The following is a 19,985-nucleotide window of genomic DNA, read 5'->3' as shown; positions in this document are numbered from 1 at the left end:
GGATCTCGATTTCGGGGAATCAGAGGTGGAACTGAGCTCGCCGCAACGTGCGGGCGGCGTACACGTACAGGGCGACCAGCAGGCCGGCGGCGGTGCCGGCCTGGACGGTCTCGGGTGCGTGCAGGGGGATCAGTGCGAGGTTCGTGGTGAGGGCGGCCAGGCAGGCCAGCACGACGGGGCGGCGGATGTCGAAGGACATCAGCAGCAGCGCCAGGAACAGCGCCGGCCCGATCAGCACCGGCTCGAGGTGGGGCAGCTCTCCGGTAAGAACGATCCCGGCTACGAGCAGGGCGACCAGGACCGCCACATAGCCGGCGGTCGCCCGGAACAGGGCGGTGGACGCGCGGCGGCCGAAGGACCGGAAGTTGCGGCTTTCGGCCATCGCGCGGTGGGTCGCCGCGCGGTAGCGGAAGAGCAGCCACTCGGCGGCGCCCATGCTCACCGACAGCGGCAGCAGGACGGCCAGGGCCACCGCGACGCCGGTGCCGTGGCCCGGCTGCGGGTCCAGCGCCCGGAGCGCCGGAGTGAAGATCAGCAGCGCGCCGACGAGGACGCCGAACGTGCCGGCCGGTAACGCGGCTGTCAGCTCGGCCCGGGTGGGCAACTGAGGGCGGACGCCCCGCATCGACCAGCAGGCGACGACGATCGCGGCGGCGACACCGGCGATGGGAGTGACCAGGCCGGCGGCGAGCGCCGCGAGCAGCCACCACTCCCGGCCGAGGACCAGCGCCACGGTGGCGGCCAGGACGTAGGCCAGCTGGCCGGCGGCGATCAGGGTGACCACGAGCGGGACGCCGAGGGCGAACCCGAGCCCGGCCACGATCGCCACCGCGGGCAGCCCGGCGGCCAGGGCCGCGCCGCCCAGCACGCCGGCGGCGCCGGCGTGACCGGACTGGCTGCGCCGCAACTGGCCCAGGTGGGCCAGCCCCTGCCCGGTCGCCCAGGACAGCAGCACCGACACGACCAGCAGCACCGCGGAGCGCGGGCCGGAGAGCCGGTCGGCGACGCTCAGGTAGGCCAGGGCCGGGAGCCCGAACAGGACGCCCCGCAGCACGTGGGTGACCGGGGTGGCCCGCCACGGGCTCTCGGCCGGCCGGTTCGGCTGCGGCTCCCGCGGCGCCTCCCGGAACAGCCGGTCGGCCAGGTCGAAGACATCGTCGGCGGCGTGGTGGTCGCGAGCCGTCGCGTCGGTGATGCCGTCGGCTTCGAGCGCCGCGGCCACCTCGTACCGGTCGACCGCCGCCTCGGCGTAGGCGCTGCTCATCGGACCTCCGCCGACTCGTGGTCGAGGATCTCGGGGGTCGCCTCGCGGGACATCCGGAAGACCAGGTCGTGGTAGATCGCGTCGTAGCTGTCCACCGCCTTGTCCACGGTGAAGTTCGCCAGCGCCCGCTCGCGCGCCCGCCGGCCCAGGTCGTGCCGCCGGGCCTCGTCGCGCAGCAGTTCCAGGCAGGCCGCGGCCATCGCCTCGGGCTCGCGCGGCGGCACCACCACGCCGGTGTCGGCCACCGCCTCGCGGACCCCGCCGACGTCGGTGGAGACCGTCGCCCGTCCCGAGGTCATCGCCTCGATCAGGGTGTACGGGAAGCCCTCGGAGATGCTCGACAGCGCGACCACGTTCCCGGCCGCGTACGCGTCGCGGATCTCCGCCACCCGGCCCTCGAAGGTGACCGCACCGGACAGTCCCAGCCCGGCGACCAGCGCCTCGCAGGTCTCCCGGTACGCCTCGCCACCGGCCGGGGTGCCGCCGAAGATGCGCAGCCGGGCGTCCGGCAGCTCCGCCCGGACCAGGGCGAAGCTGCGGATCAGGGTCTCCAGGTCCTTGATCGGGTCGATCCGGCCGGCCCAGCTGACCGTCGGCGTCGCCGGCTCCGCACCGGCCGCCGGGAAGTCCTCCGGGGCGACACCGTTGTAGACGGTCTCGATCCGCGACGGGTCGGCGCCGAGCCTGGTCTCCCAGCGGCGGTTGTACCGGTTGCCGGGGGCGACCAGATCCGCGTTGCGGTATCCCGTCACGCAGACCAGCCGGAGGAACGCGGCGAGGGTCGCCTTGATCGGCCAGTTGTACCCGGCGGCACGCAGCCCGAGGTAGCGCTCCCGGAGGTAGACGCCGTGCTCGGTGAGCAGCATCGGCGTGCCGTGCAGCCACTTCGCGGCGAGCCCGGGCAGGGTGGCCAGGCCGTTGGTCACCGCGTGGGTGAGGTCGGCCCGCGGCGCCGGGTGCAGCAGCGGCCGCAGCGAACGCTCGATGACGTCCACCGCGGTCAGCGCGTCCAGCACCGACGGCGCGGCGACCTGACGGAGCGCGGTGTTGGCCGGCCACGCGTCCATCAGCCAGCCGGCCGCCTCCTCGCCGTAGGGTGCGAGGCCGGCGCCCTCCGGATCGGCGGCCGCACACTCGACCATCTCGCGGAGCGCTGCCTCGAACTCCTCCGCGTCCGATCCCTTGTTCAGCAGAGCCAAGATCATTCTGCGGTACGCCGGGACGAGCCGATCCGTGTTCCGGGGCCGGGCGGGCCGTGGCCGCCCGGCGAAGGGCGGCCACAGCGCGATGCCGTGGACGGTGACGTTCGGCGGCAGCTCCCAGGCGGCCGGCTCGGTGCCGGCGGCCTGGATGGCGTACACGTCGAAGTCATGGTCTTTCAGGCCACGCACCAGCTGGTCACACCAGACGCTGACCCCGCCGAACGCCTGCGGGTAGGTGCCCTCGGTGAGCATGGCGATCTTCACGGAAGCACCAGGTCCACGGTGCCGTTGGCCGCGGTGGCGGTCCAGGCCGAGCGCAGGCCGGCGTACGCGTCACCGAAGGCGGCCGTACCCCGCTTGGTCCCGGTCGTCGCCGTGATCGGCACCGCGACCGACGCCGGCGCCTCGACGTGCACCGCCTTGTCCTGGACGTACCCGCTGACGGTGCCGTTGGCGACGGCGGCGCGCCAGGCGTTCTGCCGCTGCAGTTCGAGGCCCGCCGCGCTCATCCGCGGGTTGATGAACGGCGCGTTGTCGGCCACCAGCGAGTGGTACCGGGTGAGGATGCTGTCCACCATGGTGAGCAGGATCCGGTCCTCGGCCAGGTTGCCCTGGTGCGCGTAGTAGGGGCGCGGATCGTTGTTCAGCATCCGGCCGAGCGCCAGGCGGGTCTCCAGCGGCACGATGTAGCTCTGGAAGCCGGTCGTGGTGTTCAGCGGCGCGATGCACGTGCTGGTGGCCGGGTTGTCCTCGCAGATGCCGCTGCCGCCGTCGGCCCGGGACGTGTAGATCCAGTTGTACTCGTCGGCCATCTCGGTGCGCTTGCCGACGTTGAAGTACACGGTCATCGGGTACCGCGGCACGGTCAGCGCCGAGCCGACCTGGATCTGGTCCGGCATCCGGGAGTTGTCCGCGGCGAGCCACCTGATGCCCTGGCCGGTCAGCGCCGGGGCCAGGTACGGGTTGGTCTGCGGCTGCTGCGGCAGGAGGTAGAGCCCGGAGTGCTCACCGGTGACCAGCTCGGTCCGGTCGATCGGCAGTTTGCGCAGGGCGTTGCCGGCCCACGTGACGTTCTTGCTGATCTCCGAGGTGATGAGCGCCTGGGAGGCCCAGGTCGCGGAACCGCTGGTCGTCGTTGAGCACCGCCACGGGATCACCGTGGTGTCCCGTACGCAGCCCAGGTATTCGTGGTTCCAGGTGTGGTTGGTCCACCGGAAGTTCCCCTTCTGCAGCACGAACGCCACGGTCAGGGGGTCCAGGCGCAGGAAGGCGGTCGACGCGGCCTCGGCACTGCCGTTGCCGTTGAACACCATGTCGAAGGTGAACTTGCGGCTGGTCTGCCAGGACGACACGGCCGACACGTCGGCGGCGCTCATCCGGATGTCCTTGGTGGTGATGCCCGTCCTGCAGTCCTCACCGGGGGTGCAGTTGCCGGTGGTGCTCCACCGGGCGTCACCCATGAAGACGTCGTCCACCTGCACCGACAGGAAGTTGCGGCTGAGGCCGAGGTGCACCCCGCCGGTCATCCAGTTGACGATGCCCGGGGCGAGCAGCCGGAACTGCTGCTGGGCGCTGTTGTAGACGAAGCTCAGTGACATCTGCCGCCGGTTGTCCGCCCGGTACTCGGCGACCAGGGTGTTGCCGGCGGAGCCGTCCGGCGCGGCGGCGGTCAGCAGCGGCGTGGTGGCGGCGTCGGCGGGGGACGCGAGGTAGCCGTACGACTCGGCGACCGCCGGCGAGTTGTCCTCGAACGGCACCGAGCCGTTGAGGTAGCCGAAGACGCTCTTGCCGGCCGTGGTCAGGGTGGCGTTCACGCCGTCCAGCGACCCGGCCCAGGTGGGGGTGCCCATCCCCACTCCGGCGCCGGGGTAGACGTAGGCGTTCACCTGCGGGATGTCGAACTTCCGCTGGTACGCGGTGAGCGCGGCCAGCTCGGTGGCGTTGCCGAACGGGTCCGGTCCCGGCATCACGACGGCCTGGTAGTGCGCCCGGTCGATCAGTTTCCCGGCGCCGGTGACCGTGTCGGCCAGGAACGCCGCGTCGATCGTGGGCCGGGCGGCGTCGCGGAGGTCGACCTCGCGGTACGGCACACCCTCCGACGTGAGCTCGGCCGCGATCGCCGAGGTGGCCGGCCCGCCGTCGGTGACGACGAGCACCTTCAGCTCGATCCGGCTGCCGGCCGGTGCGGCCGCGAAGGCCGGCGTGACGACCAGACCGGCCGTCGCGGCTGTCGCGACCGCCGTGATCAATGTGGAGCGCAGGGAGCGCACCATGTTCCCTCCCGAGGTGTCTGTCGCGCCGTTCAGGAGGGAGACGCTAGGTGACGGAAACGGAGATTTGAATACCCAGTCGACATATGCGGATCGACCCGTCAAACCTCACTAGTCACACTCCGGACAACCTGTTGAATTACTCCGCGTGATCGGAAATGCGACTCCGGAGCGTGACCAGCGACCGCATCGGCCGTTGGTACCGGGGTCGCGGCCACTCGGGTCGAGCTGTCGCGAGAAGCGTGCCCGTCCGCGGCGTTCAAGTCCTTCTGGTCGTTTCGCAGCGCTGTGCGGAAGCGCCGGCGACGCCGTCCGTTCGGTCACCGAAACTCGTCCGGGCAGCCGGGGCCGAATGACCGACCCTGACTGCCCGGACGGCGGAGTTAGTTCACGCAGAGTAGTTACGACCTTCAGCGCTGCAGGGTTAGTAGTCCCGGCCGGTAGGGCAGGAGTCCGTAGTCGCCACCCGAACTGGGCGAGCGCCCCTGGTAGAGCAGTCGCAGGTTGCAGGGGTCGACGGTCATGGTCTGGTCGGCGCTGACCCGGATCAGCTCGCCGTGGCTGATGTCGTTGGTCCACGTGGCGCCGCTGTTGGCCTTGCCGGCGAACGGGTTGCCCTCGGTCGCGGCCTGCGGCGTCCAGGAACCGCCCAGACTCGACGCGGTGAACGACCGGAAGTAGCGTCCGTTCGCGCCGATCGCCTCCACGATCATCAGATACTGGTTCCGGCCCTGCAGCTTGTAGACCTGGGGCGCCTCGAACAGGTTGTTCGTCGAATCGCTCATCACGATGGTCGAGGAGGAGCCGAAGCTGCCGGGGAAGTTCCCGATCGGCATGCTCGCCCGGTAGATCTTGCCGTTGTCCCCGGCGAAGAACAGGTACATGTTCGTGCCGTCACCGATCAGCGCCTGGTCGATGGGCCCGGTACCGGAGCCGGAGATGCTGCCGGAGAACAACGTCTGCGGCGCCGACCAGCCGTTCGGGTTGGTGGGGTCGCTCGAGGTCCGGTAGGAGAAGGCGGGCCCGCCCCACTGGTAGGCGAGGACCCAGATGCTGCGCGGGGCGAAGTAGAACAACGACGGCGCGACGGTGGCCGACGACATCGCGTTCTGGCCGGCCGAGGCCATGTCGGACCAGTTGGTGAACAGGTTGAAGTTCATCGAGCCCCACGTCGTACCCGTGTCGTGGGTCGTGGCGTAGACCAGCTGCCGGCCGTTGTAGGGCACGGTGGTGAAGTCCTTGAGCGAGACCCAGCCCGACCTCGGCGTCGCCAACGAGCCGCTCGACGACCAGCGGTAGCTGGACGGAAGGGCGCACCCCTCGGGTGGCGGGGTGCTGCCGTCGCCGACGCGGACGAGCTGCCACTGCTGATTACCGCCGCCCCAGTCGTCGTACTGGACCACATTCGCGCCGTCGGCCGTGGACGCACCCTGGACCTCGACCGCCTTCCCGCTCTGCCGGCCGATCAGCCGGACGTAGCCGTCGGCGGAGTCGGCCAGCCGGAACTGCTGGTTCTGCCCGTTACCGTCGGCCCACTGCACGATGGCGCCGCCGTTGGCCATGGAGAAGTTGTAGACGTCCAGCACCTTGCCGGAATGCCGAGACTTCACCCGGTACCAGCCGTCGCCCGACTCGACGAACTGCCATTGCTGCTGATTGCCGTCGTTGCGCGACCACTGCGTGATCCGGCCACCGTCGGCCATCGACAGGTTGTACACGTCGAGGGCCTTGCCGCTGGTGCGGTTCACCAGCACATACCAGGCCGTCGGGTCGACGGTCGCGGCCGCCGCGGATGAGGCGGGCAGCACCGCCAGGATGCCGCCGGCCAGCACGGTCAGCACCGTGGTGGCCGCCGCCAGGAAACGGGTCTTCACGGACATGGTTCTCCCCAGAGTGTTATCGCTAACATGCGTGACCGGGCAGCTCGCCGTGCATATGGCGCACAGCCGTGGGAACGCTCCCATCGAACGAGGCCGATGTTGCCAGAATGTTTCCACGCCCTCAAGACGGCCGGTTTCGGGCGGTCCGCGTAACACTTTCCGGCCACGGCGGCGAAAGGAGCATGTGGTGGAGGTCAGTGGCTGGACCGACCTGGCGGACGCCGCCCGCGCGGGTGACCGGCAGGCGGCGGAACGACTGATCGCCACGTCGATGCCCCTGCTGTACCGCATCGTCGGCGAGGCCCTCGACGATCACGCCGATGTCGACGACGTCGTGCAGGAGACCGTCCTCCGGGCACACCGGGACCTACCCGGCCTGCGTACGCCCGAGCGGTTCCGGTCCTGGCTCGTCGCCATCGCGATGCACCAGATCAGCAACCGGCAGCAAGCCCGGCGGCTGGAACGTGACCGGGTGACATCGCTGGACGAGGCGGCGCGCGTCCCCGACCCGGGGGCGGAGTTCGCCGACGCCACCCACCTGCGGCTCGGCCTGTCCACCCAGCGCCGGCGGATCGCCGAGGCCTCCCGCTGGCTCGACCCCGACGACCAGGACCTGCTGCCGCTCTGGTGGCGCGAGGTCGGCGGCGACCTCAGCCGCGCCGACGTGGTCGCCGCCCTGGGCGTCAGCTCCGCGCACGCCCGCGTCCGGATCCAGCGCATGCGCCGCCAGCTCGAGCTGAGCCGTTTCCTGGTGACCGCGCTCCAGGCCGATGAACGCTGCCCCGGCCTGGAGGCGGTCGCCCGGCACTGGGACGGCACGCCCGGGCCACGCTGGCGCAAACGCTTCGCCCGGCATCTGCGCCGGTGCGACCGGTGCGGCGCGGTCCGGTCCGGATTCGTTCCGCTGGAACGGCTGCTGGCCGGCGCGGCCTCCGTGTCCGCACCGGCCGGCGCGGTCACCGAGCTCGTCGGCGGTGGCGCCGGCGCCGCCGGATGGCTGGCACAGCTGGCCGGCGCCAAGGTCGCCGCCGCGCTGCTGCTGGGCGCGACCGTCTCCAGCGGCGTCTACCTGGCCCTGCCCGACGACCAGCCGCGCAGGCCGTACGCCGCCGCCTCGTCGTCGGCGCCCACGCCCGCACCGACACCCACGACCCGATCGACACGTCCGAACCCCGGCACGCCGTCAGAGCCGGCGGCGATCCGGCCGGGCCCGGCGCTCCCCCTCGGCCCGGCGCGGCCCCTCCCCCTCGACCCGGCGCGGCTCCTCCCCCTCGGCCCGGCCGTGCTCAGACCGGCGGCCCGGGCGGACGCCGTCGTGGCGTTCGACGGCGACCAGCTGGCCGAGGCGGCCGGCGTTCCGGGCCTGGCCGTCACGGTGGTACCGGGACTTTTCGACGCGGCCTGCGTGTCGATGCGCGTCACCGACGGCCGGTACGTCCGGCACTCGTCCTTCCGCTTGGTGCTCGGCGCGGACGACGGCCTGCCGTTGTTCCAGATGGACGCCACGTTCTGCCCCCAGCCCGGTGTCTCGCCCGGCAGCGTCCGGCTCGCCTCCTTCAACTTCCCCGCCCGGTTCGTGCGCGCGAGCGGCGGGCCGCTGGGGCTGGACCCTCAAGATCCCGGCGCCGCGTACGCCGAGGAGACCTCGTTCGTCTTCACCCGGCGCTAGCCACCTTTCGGGTGAAGGTCTGGTCCAGCGTTGCTGCCGGGGTTTCCGCTGGGTGTGGGGTCGGGACGGGTATGCCAGGCGCCCCGGGTGCCTGCTTACCGTCTCTGCCGCCGCTCGCGCCCAGCGTTGGGTTCCGCTCGGGTATGCCAGGCCCCCGGGTGCCCGCTCACCGTCGCTGCCGCCACTCACGGCCGTGGCCGGGCGGGGTGGTAGGAGCAGGCGCGAGTGGTAGACCAGGCACGCGATGGTGGGCCAGCGCGGTATCCGGGCCGAAATGCCGCTCCCTGCTACCACGGTCCGCGCGCGTGGTAGCCGGGAGCGGTCAATCGGTGCCGGATAGCGCCCGGTCCTACCACCGGCCGCCCGGTGTGGGCGGCGAGCAACGGTCGGGCCGGCCGTCGGCGCCGCAGATGCCGCCTTGACCGACCACTCTCGCGCCCGGCTACCACCGCGAGCGGCGGCAGAGACGGTGAGCAGGCACCCGGGGGCCTGGCATACACGAGCGAAACCCAACACTAGGCGCGAGCGGCGGCAACAACGCCGCGCACCAGAAAGGACGACCGATCAGGCCTTCACCGCGAACGGTCCCCGGGGTGTCAGTCGACGCCCCACCGCCGGTGGTGGAAGTGCAGGACGCGGTCGCCGAAGTCCGATGCGACGAACTCCGTGGAGGTGACCACGGTGCCGGCGCGGGTCAGGTCGCCGTCGGCGGAGTAGCGCACCCAGGCCTCGTACAGCTCGGTGGCGGGCGGGATCGTCGACAGCGCCTCCCGGAAGTCGCCGGCCGTCCGGGGCAGGCTGAGCTTCGGACGGAAGACGACCTGGTGGGGTGGCTTCGGGTCGTAGCAGATCGCGCCCGTGCGGTCCCGGAAGGCGAGGTGGTCGACGTCCATCCGGAACGGGTTCTCCTGGCCGATGATCCGGGCGAGCAACGGGGCGGAGAGCTTTCCCGCGGGCGAGGCCGGCACGGGCAGGATGTTGGTCAGCGGATCCCGGAAGAAGTCGTACTCGCCCTGCTGGCCGTCGATCGAGGTCATCAGGTGCAGGTTGACGGACGGGAAGCCGTCGATCAGGAACTTGAGGGTCATGGAGGGCGAGTAGCCGCCCTCCTCCGGGTGGCCGCTGATGGAGAGCCGGACGAGGGCGGGGGCGCCGTCGAGGACTCCCCCGGCCCGCGGGTCCGGGCCGGCGCGGAACTCCGCGGCCGCGACCACGCCGAACGGGTGGGAGAGCTTGGTGCGCGGCTCGAGGACGTCGGTTCGGCTCGAGTACGTCCGCCGCCCGCGACGCAGGAGGCCGCCGACCAGCCGGAGCGCCTGGAGCGGGCCCGCCGACCGGCGCAGGGCGGGCAGGTCGGCGTACCGGGAGCCGAGGACCTCCCGCCAGAGGATCGTCTGCTTCTCCTCGGCGGCGCGGGACTCGTACTCGGGCGTGTCGATCATGCCGGAACCGTCAGGGCGTTCAGGTTCTCCGACTCCGGGTGGAGGCGGCGGACGACCTCCATCGCCGATCGGAGCCCGCTCTCGTGCGTGTCCACGTCGTCCAGATAGCTGCCCGCCAGCCACAGGCCGCCCGAGCCGGGATCGAGCGCCGCGAGCCGGGCCTGGATCCGGTAGTACTCGGGCGTCATCCGCGGGTGCTGGTAGCGGTACATCGCGTACCGGTCCCGGGGGACGCTCGAACCGAGGGTCACCCAGCTGCGGAAGACGTCCACGCCCTCTCCCATGCCGCTCCAGAAGGTCTTCTCGCACTCGCCGCGGTCGTCGAGGAGCATGTTGACGTAGGACCAGGCGCCGCGCGACGCCGGCATGTAGGAAGGGTCGGCGTGGACCGCGATGGCCGTCTCGTAGTACTCGATCCGCTCGAGGAGCCGGCGCAGCGGCTCGGCGCCGGGCAGCGGCGCGAGCATCTCGGCGGTCTTGTAGGCCGGTGTGGCCAGCACCACCTGATCGAAGGTGTGCTCCTCGCCGGTCCGCGTCACCAGGACGAAGCCGTCCGCCTCCTTCCGGACCGCGACGATCTCGGCGTTCAGCCGGACCGTCACGGTCTTGAGCGACCCGAGCAGAGCCCGCACATACGAGCTGACGCCGCCCTCGACCTTCAATGCCTCCAGGGACGCGCGCGTGCCCTCGATGCGGGGACAGACCAGGAACTTCATGGCCGCCCGCGCCGAGAAGTCCAGCGCCTCCTCGGCGGAGGTCCCGACGATCGCGGCCAGGGTCGGCCCCATCACCTTCGACACGAAGGCGGGCGGGAGCCGGGCGAGGTAGTCCCGCACCGACAGGGTCCAGTCGCCGTTCACCTCGAGCGGGACGGCGGCGTCGATGGCCCGGCCGAACGCCACCAGGTTCCGCAGGACCGTGGGGCGCGCCGCGGAAGCGAGGTGCGCGGGCCGGGCCGACGGGACCACCATGAGATTCCTGCGCCGGGGCCGCGAGGAGAGCGCGAACGTGGCCACGGAACGCTCGCACCCGATGCCGAGGCGTTCGAGGAACGCCTTGAAGGTGGGATGGGTCGCACTGGTGAGGTTCGAGAAGGCGGTGTCCACGTGGACGTCCACACCGTCGCGCCGGACGGTCAGGGTGTGCGCGTGTCCCCCGGCGACGTCACTCTCCTCGAAGAGGACGACCTCGTGATCCGAACCGTCGAGCATCCACGCGGCACTGAGCCCGGTGATCCCGGCCCCGACAACGGCGATCCGCATCAGTCAGTCCTTCGTGTACGCCGAAAGATCGATCGCCGTAGATGTTATTCCACGTTGGAAACCCGACGTCGGATACGTGTCCGATCAGACCCGAAGCGTGCGCCGACGCACCACCGACGCGATGATCGCCACACCGGCGAGGACGCCGAGGACGCCGAGGATGAGCGGCCACCACCGCCACACCTGCGCGTCCGCGGCGGGTCCGGCCGCCTCGGCCACCGGTGGCGGGGCCGCCTGCGCCACCTTCGCGCGTACCTCGACGGTCGCCTTGGTGGCGTACGGCGCCGGGGCGGTGACGGTCACCTTCCAGGTGCCGGGTGCCAGGACCGGGCCGCTGGTGTAGAAGCCCTGCCCCTCCCCCGCCGGCTCGAGTTGCACCGGTCCGACGGTCCGCCCGCCCTCGGCGGTGGCGCTGAGCACCAGCCGGACCATCGTGTCCAGCCGGTGCCCGTCGGCGTGGCGGGCCTGCACGGTCACGCCGGTGGCGCCGTCGCCGGCCACCTCCAGCTGGAGCTTTCCGTTGTGCGCCCAGGCCGGGCCCGCCGCCGGCAGGATCGCCAGCAGCAGGCCGGCCAGGACGGCCGCGGCGCCGCGCGTCGACATCGTCACGGGACGATCCGGGTGGGATCCCCGGCGAGCCGGCCCATCCGTACCCCCGCCTTGCCTGTCGTGCCGAGCCGGACGATCATCGCGTCGGCGTCGCGGACCAGCGTGTCCCGGACGTCGGCGTCGGTGACCAGGGCGGTGTCCTCGGCGAGCCCCTTGAAGGCGGTCAGCTGCTGGACGGCCCGCTTGTCGTTGCCCGCAGCCTCCGAGGCGCGCACCGCGTCCAGTTTGGCGGACAACTGCTTGTGCGCCTTCGTGGAGAGCCGCCCGGTCGCCTTGAAGCGGTCCAGCAGATTCTGCATGTCCCGGAACGAGGTGGCGTTGAAGAACCGGACCGTCGTCGAGGTGCTGTTGCCCGCCTTGTCGGTGGCGGTCACGGTCAGCTCGTGCAGGCCGAGCGGCAGTTCGTACAGGGCCAGAAGAGCGCCGTTGGTGTACGCCCGTCCGTCCAGGGTTGCCGAGGTCGTCGCGATGCCGGAGGTCGGGTCGACGGCCTGCCACGAGATCCGGACGTCCTGACCGTCGCCGTAGAGCCGGCCGTCGGCCACACCGGAGACCAGCAGGGTCGGCTTGCTGCCGTCGATCTTGACGGTGACCGACTTCGCCACCTCGACGTTCCCGGCCGCGTCGGTCGAGCGGAACCGCACCTCGTGGTCGCCGTCCCCGCCGACCGCGATCGGAGCCGTGTACGGGGTCCAGGCCGTCGCGCCGTCCAGCTGATACTCGATGCTCGCCGACGGGTCGTCCGAGGTCAGGGTGACCGTGACGGGTCCGGTGTACCAGCCTTCGGACGGCGTCCCGGACACCTCGGCACGGGTGACCGGCGCGGTGGTGTCGGCGTTCCCGGTGCTGACCCGGAAGTAGTCGAACGCCGCGGTCTTCGAGGCGGTCTGTGCCGCGCCGAGCGTGAACAGCCCCACCTTCGGGGTCGTGCCGACCGCGGCGTTGGCCAGCGACCCGAGCGACGTCCACTCGGCGCCGTCGGCCGAGTACGCGGCCGTGTAGGTGGTACCGGCCCTGGCCAGCCTCAGGTGCCACACCGCCGACGTCAGGTTGCCGGCCTGCGGCTGCGGATCCTGGACCGCCCCGCCGATCTCGCTGCGGAACTCGAGCCGCCGGCTGACCGGCTGGCCCGCGGTGTTGTCGGCGACGAGGTCGAGCTTGACGTAGTTGTCGTCGTCGCCGTACACCAGCAGCCCCGCCTGCTGGTACTGCTCGTTCAGCAGGCTGCCGTCGACTTTCGTCTCCAGGGTCCAGTCGCCGGACGGCGCGGCCTGGAGGATGAAGTTCGCCGGCCCGGTGTTGCCGGTGCCGTAGATGTCGCCGTTGGGCACGTCGATCCGCAACGCGCCACCGGTGACCCGGTAGGTCGCCGGGTCCTCCCGGACGATCGCGCCCCACCGGCACTTGTCCAGCGTGTCGCCGGTGAACTCGTCCGACGGCACGACCGGTTCCGCCGGTGCGTCCGGAGTGAGCTGGAACCAGTCGAACGCCGCGTCCACCACCGGCGCGGTGGTGCCGCCGTTGAGCGCGAAGACCCCGACGCGCGGGTTCGCGATGCCGGCCAGCGCGGCCGGGCGGCCGACCGGGGTGAAGGTCTGCCCGTCGGCCGAAGCCTCCGCGGTCAGGTTCGTCCCGTCGCTGGTCAGCCGCAGGTACACGGCCTCACCGGCGGGCGCCGCGGTGCTGTCGACGCTCTCGTTGCGCGGCGTTGCGGCGGTCTCCCGGATGAACTCCGCCGTCCGCGAGCCGTTGAAGAGCAGGTCCAGCTTGGCGTAGTTGTCGTCGTCGCCGTACACGATCAGGCCGGCCTGCTGATAGGTCGCGGTCGCCGGCACGGTGACCTTCGTGGTGGCCTGCCAGGTCCCGCCGGGAGCGGGCTGCAGGACCAGGTTGGTGGCGTCGTTGCGGGAGCCGTAGAGGTCACCCACGGCGGTGGGCAGCCGCAGCGCCCCGTCGGCGACCGAGAAGGTCTGGTTCTCCCGGACCACCGACCAGCGGCCACGGTTCAGCGCGCTGCCGAGGAAGTCGTCCGAGCGCGCCCCGAAGCAGGCGGTGTTCGGCGCGTCCACCTTGACCTGCACGTTGGCGTACGACTTGGCGCCGCGGCTGTCGGTCACGGTCAGGGTCGCGGTCACGGTGCCGGGCGTCCGGTACGTGTGACTGGCGTCCAGAGTGTCCGCCGTGCCGCCGTCGCCGAAGTCCCAGGCGTACGTCAGCGGGGTGTCGCCCTCCTCGTCGGTGGCCGTGCCGTCGAACGCGACGGTGAGCGGCGTGGTGCCGGCGGCCGGTGTGGCGACGGCGCTGACCCTCGGTGGCGCGTTCTCGGTGACGCCCCGGCCGAGGAAGTCCATCCAGTTCACGTTGAGCAGCGACCCCGCACCGCCGGCCGGGTCACGGACGACGAAGAACAGCGACGACGCGTCGGTGGCGGTGACCGGCGTCGTGACGTCGGCCCAGTTCTGCCATCCGCCGGTGCCGGGCACGGTGGCCGTTCCGACCAGGGGGCCGTCGGCGGCGCCGGCACGGACCTCGATCCGGCCGCCGGCGACGTCCGAGGCGACCCGGAAGCGGATCGACTCGATGCCGGTCAGGCTGGCCGGGGCGAGCGACCACCAGTCCCCGTCCTCGATGAAGCCGATGTTCTGGCCGCCGCCGGCCGGGTCGCTGGTGGTCTCGCGCTGCACACCCGGGTCACCGCCGCCGGTGGCGCCCGCCACCCGCCCGGTGGACGTGAAGTACTCGGCCTGCTTCCGCTTGGGCTGCAACTTCTCGATCGCGCGCCCGGTGAGCGGCTCGGCGCCGCCGACGCCGCCGTCGTCGGTGTAGGTCGCCTCGAACAGGGCGAAGACGTTCGCCTCGGCGCCGTGCCCGGAGGCGAGGGCGGTCTGCACGGTGCCCGTGCAGCCGGTGTGCTGCTCCAGCGGATGCGCGTGCTCGTCATGGCCGAGCAGCACCTGCAGGCGTACCCGATCGCAGTCGATCTCGCCGTCCTCCGGATCGGTCACCTTGACCGTGTACCTGACCTGGTCGCCCCACTCGAAGAAGCCGCCGGCCGGCGGGAACTCGATGGCCACCGTCGGCGCGGTGTTGCCGACCGTCACCGGCACGTTCGCCACCGCGGTGCGCCCCTTGGGGTTGGTGACGGTGAGCTGCGCGGTGTAGTTGCCCGCCTCGGTGTAGGTGTGGGAAGGGTTGGCCTCGGCCGAGGTCCCGCCGTCGCCGAAGGCCCAGGCGTACGTCAGGGCGCCGCCGTCCGGGTCGCGGGAGCCCGCGCTGGAGAACCGCGCGGTGAGCGGCACCGGCCCGGAGGTCGGGGTGGCACTGGCCGCCGCGATCGGCGCCCGGTCACCGGCGATGTAGTCGATCCGGTAGATCCCGGAGTCGTCGTTGTCGCCGCCGAAACCGCTACCCCACTCGATCATGTAGAGGGCGCCGTCCGGGCCGAACTCGAAGTCCATCGGGCGGACGAAACCCATCCCCGGCAGCAGCTGGTTGATGTCGACCAGGGACCGGCCGTCGCCGGTGACCTGCATCGTGTACATCTTCGACTGGTTCCACTCGCCGAACATGGCCTTGCCGTCGAAGTACGCCGGCCACTTGCGGTCGGAGGTCAGCCCGGCGTCGTAGCGGTACACCGGCCCGCCCATCGGGGCGCCGCCGCCGCCGATCTCCGGGAAGCGGGGGTTGCCGCCGTAGTCGTAGTCCACGGTCGCGCTGACGACCGGCGGCAGGGCGGTCAGACCGGTGTTGTTGGGCGAGTTGTTCACCGGCGCCGCGCAGTCGAATTTCGCACCGCTCGGCCCGGACGGGAACTGGTAGTCGTTGTACGCGTAGTTCGCGCCGGTGCAGTACGGCCAGCCGTAGTTGCCGGCGGCACCGACGATGTTCCATTCCACCGTGCCCTCGGGACCGCGGTTGGGGTTGGGCGCGCCGGCGTCCGGCCCGTAGTCGCCGACGTAGAGGGCGCCGGTGGCCGGGTCGGTGCCGATGCGGAACGGGTTGCGGAAGCCCATCGCGAAGATCTCCGGGCGGGTACGCGCGGTGCCCGGCGCGAAGAGGTTGCCCGCCGGGACGGTGTAGGTGCCGTCGTCCCGCGGGTGGATCCGCAGCACCTTGCCGCGCAGGTCGTTGGTGTTGCCGGAGGTCCGCTGGGCGTCGTAGTCCTGCCGGCCGGGCCGCTCGTCGATCGGGGTGAACGCGTCCGACTCGAACGGGTTGGTGTTGTCACCGGTGGCGAGATAGAGGTTGCCGTCGCGGTCGAAGGTCATGCTGCCGCCGGCGTGGCAGCAGGTGTTGCGCTGGGTGTCGACCTGCAGGACGACCTTCTCGCTCGCCGGGTCGATCCGGTCGCCGGTGACCGTGAACCGGGACAGCAGGTTGCGGGCCACCCCGTCGTTGCGGGCGTAGTAGAGATAGACCCAGCCGTTGGCGTCGAAGCCGGGGTCGAGCCGCAGACCGATCAGGCCGTCCTCGTTGCCGGTGAAAACATCAAGGTCAACCGCTGTCACCGTACGCCCGGTGTCCGGCTTGACGATCTGCACCCGGCCGTCGCGCTCCACATAGAACACCCGGCCGTCCCCGGCGATGTCCAGCTCCATCGGGTTGCTGGTGTTGGCGTCCAGGGTGACCTTCTCGAAGCTCTCGGTCAGCGAGGCGCCACAGTCGGCGTCCAGCACCCCGGCGGCGGTCCGGATGCCGCCGAGCAGGTGCGCGAGGAACTGCGGGTCGGCGTACGACTCGTTCGTGTGGCCGCCACCGGTGTACCAGGTCCGTCCGCCGTCGTAGTCCCGGCACCAGGCGGTCGGGTGGTCGGCGCCCATCGCGCCGGCGCCCGGGGTGTAACTGGTCTCGTCCAGGCTGGCCAGCACGTGGACGTCGCCGCGCGGGTTGGTCTGGAAGTTGTACCACTCGTCGAAGCGGGACCAGCGTTCCGGCAGGTCGGCCGTGGACGGGTGGGCGTGGTCCTCGACCTTCACCGTGGCCTGCTGGTTGGCCGGGTGGCTGGCGAAGTAGGCGCCGACCAGTTCGCCGTACCAGGGCCAGCTGTACTCGGTGTCGGAGGCGGCGTGGATGCCGGCGTACCCGCCGCCGGCCCGGATGTAGCGCTCGAACGCCGCCTGCTGGCCGGGGTCGAGGACGTCTCCGGTGGTGGAGAGCCAGACGACCGCCCGGTACTTGGCGAGGTTGGCGTCGGTGAAGGCGGCACCGTCCTCGGTGGCGTCGACGGTGAACCCGTTGTCGGTCCCGAGCTGCCGGATGGCGGCGATCCCGGCCGGGATGGAGTCGTGCCGGAAGGCGGCGGTCTTGGAGAAGACGAGCACTGAGAACGGCTCCGCGGCGGCCGGGGCCTTGGCGGCCGCGGGTCGCGCGGCGGCCGGCCCGGCGATCAGGACGGTCGCGAGGAGGGTGAGCGACAGCAGGGCGGCCGTGAGCGGGCCGCGTCCGGGCTGGTAGAGGCGTCGACGGAGCACGTGATCTCCTCGTCCTGGGTGGACATTGGTCGCCCGATCCGGGCTCCGCATCGAGATTTGTTTATTTCCTGTACAAACTTCGGTGGTGGCCCACGTGTCGGGCAAGAGTTCAACATGTAACAGTTCGATAACCGTCGGTGACTAAACGTCACAAAGCCGATCGTCCTCACCGGAATCGCCGGGCCGCTTATGATCGCCTGATGAGGTCGGTGCTCGGGGCGGTCGTCGCGCGGGCCCACGTCGCCCGGCGTCTACCGGTTCCGGGACGAGCGGGGCCGCACCCTGTACGTCGGGCGGGCATCGGTGCTCCAGCAGCGGGTCGGGTCGCACTGGGGTGATCTGCGAGACCGCCGGCACCTGCGACGCGGCGGCCAGACGGCACGGCGCCCCCACGGCACGGCGCCCCGGCGGCACGCGCGCCAGCCACGGCTCGAAGGCTGCCGGCTATCCGCTCCGGGCCGCCGCCGCGCCGAGGCCGGCGCGGCGGCGTCACCGTCCGGTTCGGAGGGTCCTGCTGACCTCGCCGGAGCTGACGGTGAACGACCAGCCGGTGGTCGTGGAGACCAGGTCGGCCCTGGTGATCCGGGGGCCGCGGGGCTCCGGGCAGGGCTGACCGACCGCCGGCGCCACCGAGGTGCCGGAGATTCCCGCGTACGGGCCGATGATCCGGAAGCCCAGCAGGCCGGGGCGCTCGCCGCACCGGATGGGCGTGCCGCGGCGTGGCTCGCGGACCACGACGGCGGTCAGCTCGAACCGGCCGAAGTCCCGCTGGTGCTCCACCAGGAACGGTCCCTTGCCGCACTGGACCGAGTACTTGTCCGCCGTCCAGAAGTCATGGTTGAAGACCAGCCCGCCGGCCCGCGCCGCGAGCGTCGCGTCGCTCCACCCGAACGCGGTCCGCACGTCCGCGGCTCCCGCGAAACCGGACTTCGCCGCGGGGTCGTACCGCACCGAGGCGGCGGCCGGGACGGCGTGCCCGAGTCCGGCGACAAGGGCCGCGCCGGCGACGACGAGCTGGAGGATGCGACGCGAGAGCATCTCTGATCTGACTCCTGAGCGTTGACCTGCGGTACCTACCGCGTTCAACGATCATGCCGGGCAGAGGGCGCGCCCCGAAGAGGACGCGCCCGGCGCGGCGGGCCCGGCTGCGGCCAGATCCAGCTTCGGCGGATCCAGCTTCGGGCGCGCCCGTCAGAGGACGCGCCCGGCTGCGGGCTCGGTCAGGGCTCGATGAGCAGCGTGTGCAGCACCGGGCTCGCCCCTTCTCGGTCCGTGACCACGGTGTAGAGCCGGCTGCCGTCGGCCGACCAGCCCAGCCCGCGCGGCGCGACGTCGTTGGCGGCGGTCTCCCGGGTGCCGAACTCGTAGGTCCACGACGGCTCGCCGGCGCGCTCGTCGAAGCCGAAGAGGTCGGTGTCGGCGCCGCGGGGACTCTCCGAACCCAGCGCCAGACGGCCGTCGGCGGCCACCGCGACCGCCGTCGGGTACGGGCCTGTGGGATAGGTGTGAACCTCGGCCAGGCCGACGACCGACAGCACCGGGTGGAACTGCGCGCCGGTGGCCAGGACGAGGTCGGCGCCGCTCGCGGTCACCGCCAGATCCTGCACGATCCCGCGGATCCTGGCGTCGCACGGGCCGGGACCCCAGCAGACCGGGTCCGGCTCGCCGCTGGTGATGTCGAGGACCCGCAGCTGCGACCCGCTCAGGTCGCGGGCGGCAGCCACCAGGCGGACACCCCAGCCCTCGCGGTCGGCGACCGCCAGCAGCGGTGCGCCCTGGGCGGTGGGCAGCCCGGTGACGTACGTGGTGATCGCGCCGGTCGCCAGGTCCACCGCGCCGACAGTGCCGTCCGAGCCCGGCGAGCACGAGGCGGAGAACCACAGCCTGTCCACGGCGAGCGCGACGTCGCCCGGGCACGCCGTGCCGACCGGGTACCGCCGGATCTCCCTGCGGGTGACGGTGTTGATCACCGAGATCGCGCCGGCGCCGCTCAACGCGGCGTACAGGCGCCTGCCGTTGCCGCTGAGCGCCAGGCCGGAGACGCCGGTCTGACGGCTGATCGTCCGCACCGGGATGCCGGCGCCGTTGGCGACGACGATCTGGTCGCCGCCGGCCAGATAGAGCTCACCGCGGACGTGGTTGACGAGCAGATCGGTGTGGCCCGGCAGCGCGACCGGCGTGGCCGTGTCGCCCACGACGGCGGCCGCGGCGGCCGACTCCGCACCCGTGAGGACGACGGCCGTCACCAGCACCGCCGACAGGACCGTATGTGTGATCTTTCGAAGCCGCATTCGTGATTCCCCCCGACGTCAACGACAGACCGCCAGGCTAATCCACATAGAACGCTGTCGTTGTCCCGCCGAAACCGGCGGCGCCGCCCAGGAACAACGCCACCCAGGAGCGGCGCCACCCAGGCTTGGCGGCGGCCAGGAACGGCGCCGGTCAGGAACGCTTGACGGCGACCGTCACCCGGTGCGCGGTGGCGAAGATGGCGCCCGCCCACCCGTCCGCGTCGCGGAAGGCCAGGCTGGTCGCGCCGTCCTCGGCACGGTCGGACAGGATCGTGAACGCGGCTCGCGGCAGCTCACTGCGGTAGAACGACAGCACGGCCGCCGGGTCCGGCGCGGTCAGCGTGAACGAGGCGCCGGACCTGGGGTCCGAGAGGTCGGCCACCCGGCTGCCGGACGGGAGCCGGAAGGCGGACGGCACGTTCCGGACGACGGCGCCGGCCCGGGTCACCGCCCGGAGCTCCTGGGTGGCGGGCCGGCTGCCGGACGCCGGGGCGATCGCGGCCGGCTCGGTGCGCCGGGACTCGGTGCCGGTGGCGCTGCCGCAGGCGCCGACCCCGGCGCCCGCCAGCAGAGCTGCCACCACCGCGGCGATCCGTTTCGCGATCATGCGTCGCCTTCCCTCGCG

General features: G+C 71.9%; 12 protein-coding genes and 1 pseudogene. 2 read left to right on the top strand and 11 right to left on the bottom strand.

Features of this window, described 5'->3' with window-relative positions:
- Nucleotides 1-19: 19 nt before the first annotated feature.
- The 4 genes from QSK31_RS05485 to QSK31_RS05470 form a co-directional block, all read right to left on the bottom strand.
- On the bottom strand, nucleotides 20-1,264 hold the full coding sequence (locus tag QSK31_RS05485) for a hypothetical protein (RefSeq protein ID WP_285681629.1): 1,245 nt from the start codon (nucleotides 1,262-1,264) through the stop codon (nucleotides 20-22).
- Entirely contained in the window at nucleotides 1,261-2,730 is a 1,470-nt protein-coding gene (gene pelF / locus QSK31_RS05480) for a GT4 family glycosyltransferase PelF (RefSeq protein ID WP_285681627.1), read from the bottom strand. The genes QSK31_RS05485 and pelF overlap by 4 nt, the downstream gene beginning before the upstream one ends.
- The gene (locus QSK31_RS05475) at nucleotides 2,727-4,739 is read right to left on the bottom strand and encodes a hypothetical protein (RefSeq protein WP_285681625.1); all 2,013 of its coding nucleotides are present in this window, start codon (nucleotides 4,737-4,739) and stop codon (nucleotides 2,727-2,729) included. Before QSK31_RS05475 ends, pelF begins: the two co-directional genes overlap by 4 nt.
- A gap of 407 nt (nucleotides 4,740-5,146) precedes the next feature.
- Nucleotides 5,147-6,616, bottom strand: a complete 1,470-nt coding sequence (locus tag QSK31_RS05470) for a non-reducing end alpha-L-arabinofuranosidase family hydrolase (protein WP_285681623.1) — start codon at nucleotides 6,614-6,616, stop codon at nucleotides 5,147-5,149.
- Nucleotides 6,617-6,803: 187 nt separating this feature from the next.
- On the opposite strand from QSK31_RS05470, the gene QSK31_RS05465 reads away from it, so the two are divergent.
- Nucleotides 6,804-8,285 (top strand): sigma-70 family RNA polymerase sigma factor, encoded by a 1,482-nt coding sequence (locus QSK31_RS05465; RefSeq protein ID WP_285681621.1) that lies wholly within the window; start codon nucleotides 6,804-6,806, stop codon nucleotides 8,283-8,285.
- A 596-nt stretch (nucleotides 8,286-8,881) separates the two neighbouring features.
- Here the strand turns inward: QSK31_RS05465 and QSK31_RS05460 are convergent.
- From QSK31_RS05460 to QSK31_RS05445, 4 genes are all read right to left on the bottom strand, one after another.
- Nucleotides 8,882-9,727 (bottom strand): hypothetical protein, encoded by an 846-nt coding sequence (locus QSK31_RS05460; RefSeq protein WP_285681620.1) that lies wholly within the window; start codon nucleotides 9,725-9,727, stop codon nucleotides 8,882-8,884.
- Nucleotides 9,724-10,989, bottom strand: coding sequence for an FAD-dependent oxidoreductase (locus QSK31_RS05455; RefSeq protein WP_285681619.1), 1,266 nt, complete (start codon nucleotides 10,987-10,989; stop codon nucleotides 9,724-9,726). The genes QSK31_RS05460 and QSK31_RS05455 overlap by 4 nt, the downstream gene beginning before the upstream one ends.
- 84 nt (nucleotides 10,990-11,073) lie before the next feature.
- Nucleotides 11,074-11,592 (bottom strand): hypothetical protein, encoded by a 519-nt coding sequence (locus tag QSK31_RS05450; protein ID WP_285682042.1) that lies wholly within the window; start codon nucleotides 11,590-11,592, stop codon nucleotides 11,074-11,076.
- 2 nt (nucleotides 11,593-11,594) lie between these two features.
- The gene (locus QSK31_RS05445) at nucleotides 11,595-17,069 is read right to left on the bottom strand and encodes a ThuA domain-containing protein (RefSeq protein WP_285681617.1); all 5,475 of its coding nucleotides are present in this window, start codon (nucleotides 17,067-17,069) and stop codon (nucleotides 11,595-11,597) included.
- A gap of 252 nt (nucleotides 17,070-17,321) precedes the next feature.
- Here QSK31_RS05445 and QSK31_RS49190 point away from each other — a divergent pair.
- Nucleotides 17,322-17,402: pseudogene (locus tag QSK31_RS49190) on the top strand (hypothetical protein); the annotation flags it as partial.
- A gap of 156 nt (nucleotides 17,403-17,558) precedes the next feature.
- On the opposite strand, the gene QSK31_RS05440 reads toward QSK31_RS49190, so the two are convergent.
- The 3 genes from QSK31_RS05440 to QSK31_RS05430 all read right to left on the bottom strand — a co-directional run bounded on the left by QSK31_RS05440 (nucleotide 17,559) and on the right by QSK31_RS05430 (nucleotide 19,967).
- On the bottom strand, nucleotides 17,559-18,107 hold the full coding sequence (locus QSK31_RS05440) for a hypothetical protein (RefSeq protein WP_285681614.1): 549 nt from the start codon (nucleotides 18,105-18,107) through the stop codon (nucleotides 17,559-17,561).
- Between the two features lie 182 nt (nucleotides 18,108-18,289).
- A complete protein-coding gene (locus QSK31_RS05435) occupies nucleotides 18,290-19,360 on the bottom strand; it encodes an NHL repeat-containing protein (RefSeq protein ID WP_285681612.1) in 1,071 nt (356 codons plus the stop codon).
- 151 nt (nucleotides 19,361-19,511) lie between these two features.
- On the bottom strand, nucleotides 19,512-19,967 hold the full coding sequence (locus tag QSK31_RS05430) for a hypothetical protein (RefSeq protein ID WP_285681610.1): 456 nt from the start codon (nucleotides 19,965-19,967) through the stop codon (nucleotides 19,512-19,514).
- Nucleotides 19,968-19,985: the final 18 nt, after the last annotated feature.

This window comes from Actinoplanes sp. NBRC 103695 (genome assembly GCF_030269485.1).
Lineage (GTDB): Bacteria > Actinomycetota > Actinomycetes > Mycobacteriales > Micromonosporaceae > Actinoplanes.
This window is presented reverse-complemented; position numbering and strand designations above follow the sequence as displayed.

What these genes read in the sequence shown, in the direction of transcription:
- QSK31_RS05475 (WP_285681625.1), bottom strand. Translation starts at nt 4,739, where the DNA reads ATGGTGCGCTCCCTGCGCTCCACATTGATCACGGCGGTCGCGACAGCC.
- QSK31_RS05440 (WP_285681614.1), bottom strand. Translation starts at nt 18,107, where the DNA reads ATGCTCTCGCGTCGCATCCTCCAGCTCGTCGTCGCCGGCGCGGCCCTT.
- QSK31_RS05435 (WP_285681612.1), bottom strand. Translation starts at nt 19,360, where the DNA reads ATGCGGCTTCGAAAGATCACACATACGGTCCTGTCGGCGGTGCTGGTG.
- QSK31_RS05470 (WP_285681623.1), bottom strand. Translation starts at nt 6,616, where the DNA reads ATGTCCGTGAAGACCCGTTTCCTGGCGGCGGCCACCACGGTGCTGACC.
- QSK31_RS05485 (WP_285681629.1), bottom strand. Translation starts at nt 1,264, where the DNA reads ATGAGCAGCGCCTACGCCGAGGCGGCGGTCGACCGGTACGAGGTGGCC.
- QSK31_RS05450 (WP_285682042.1), bottom strand. Translation starts at nt 11,592, where the DNA reads ATGTCGACGCGCGGCGCCGCGGCCGTCCTGGCCGGCCTGCTGCTGGCG.
- QSK31_RS05455 (WP_285681619.1), bottom strand. Translation starts at nt 10,989, where the DNA reads ATGCGGATCGCCGTTGTCGGGGCCGGGATCACCGGGCTCAGTGCCGCG.
- QSK31_RS05430 (WP_285681610.1), bottom strand. Translation starts at nt 19,967, where the DNA reads ATGATCGCGAAACGGATCGCCGCGGTGGTGGCAGCTCTGCTGGCGGGC.
- QSK31_RS05460 (WP_285681620.1), bottom strand. Translation starts at nt 9,727, where the DNA reads ATGATCGACACGCCCGAGTACGAGTCCCGCGCCGCCGAGGAGAAGCAG.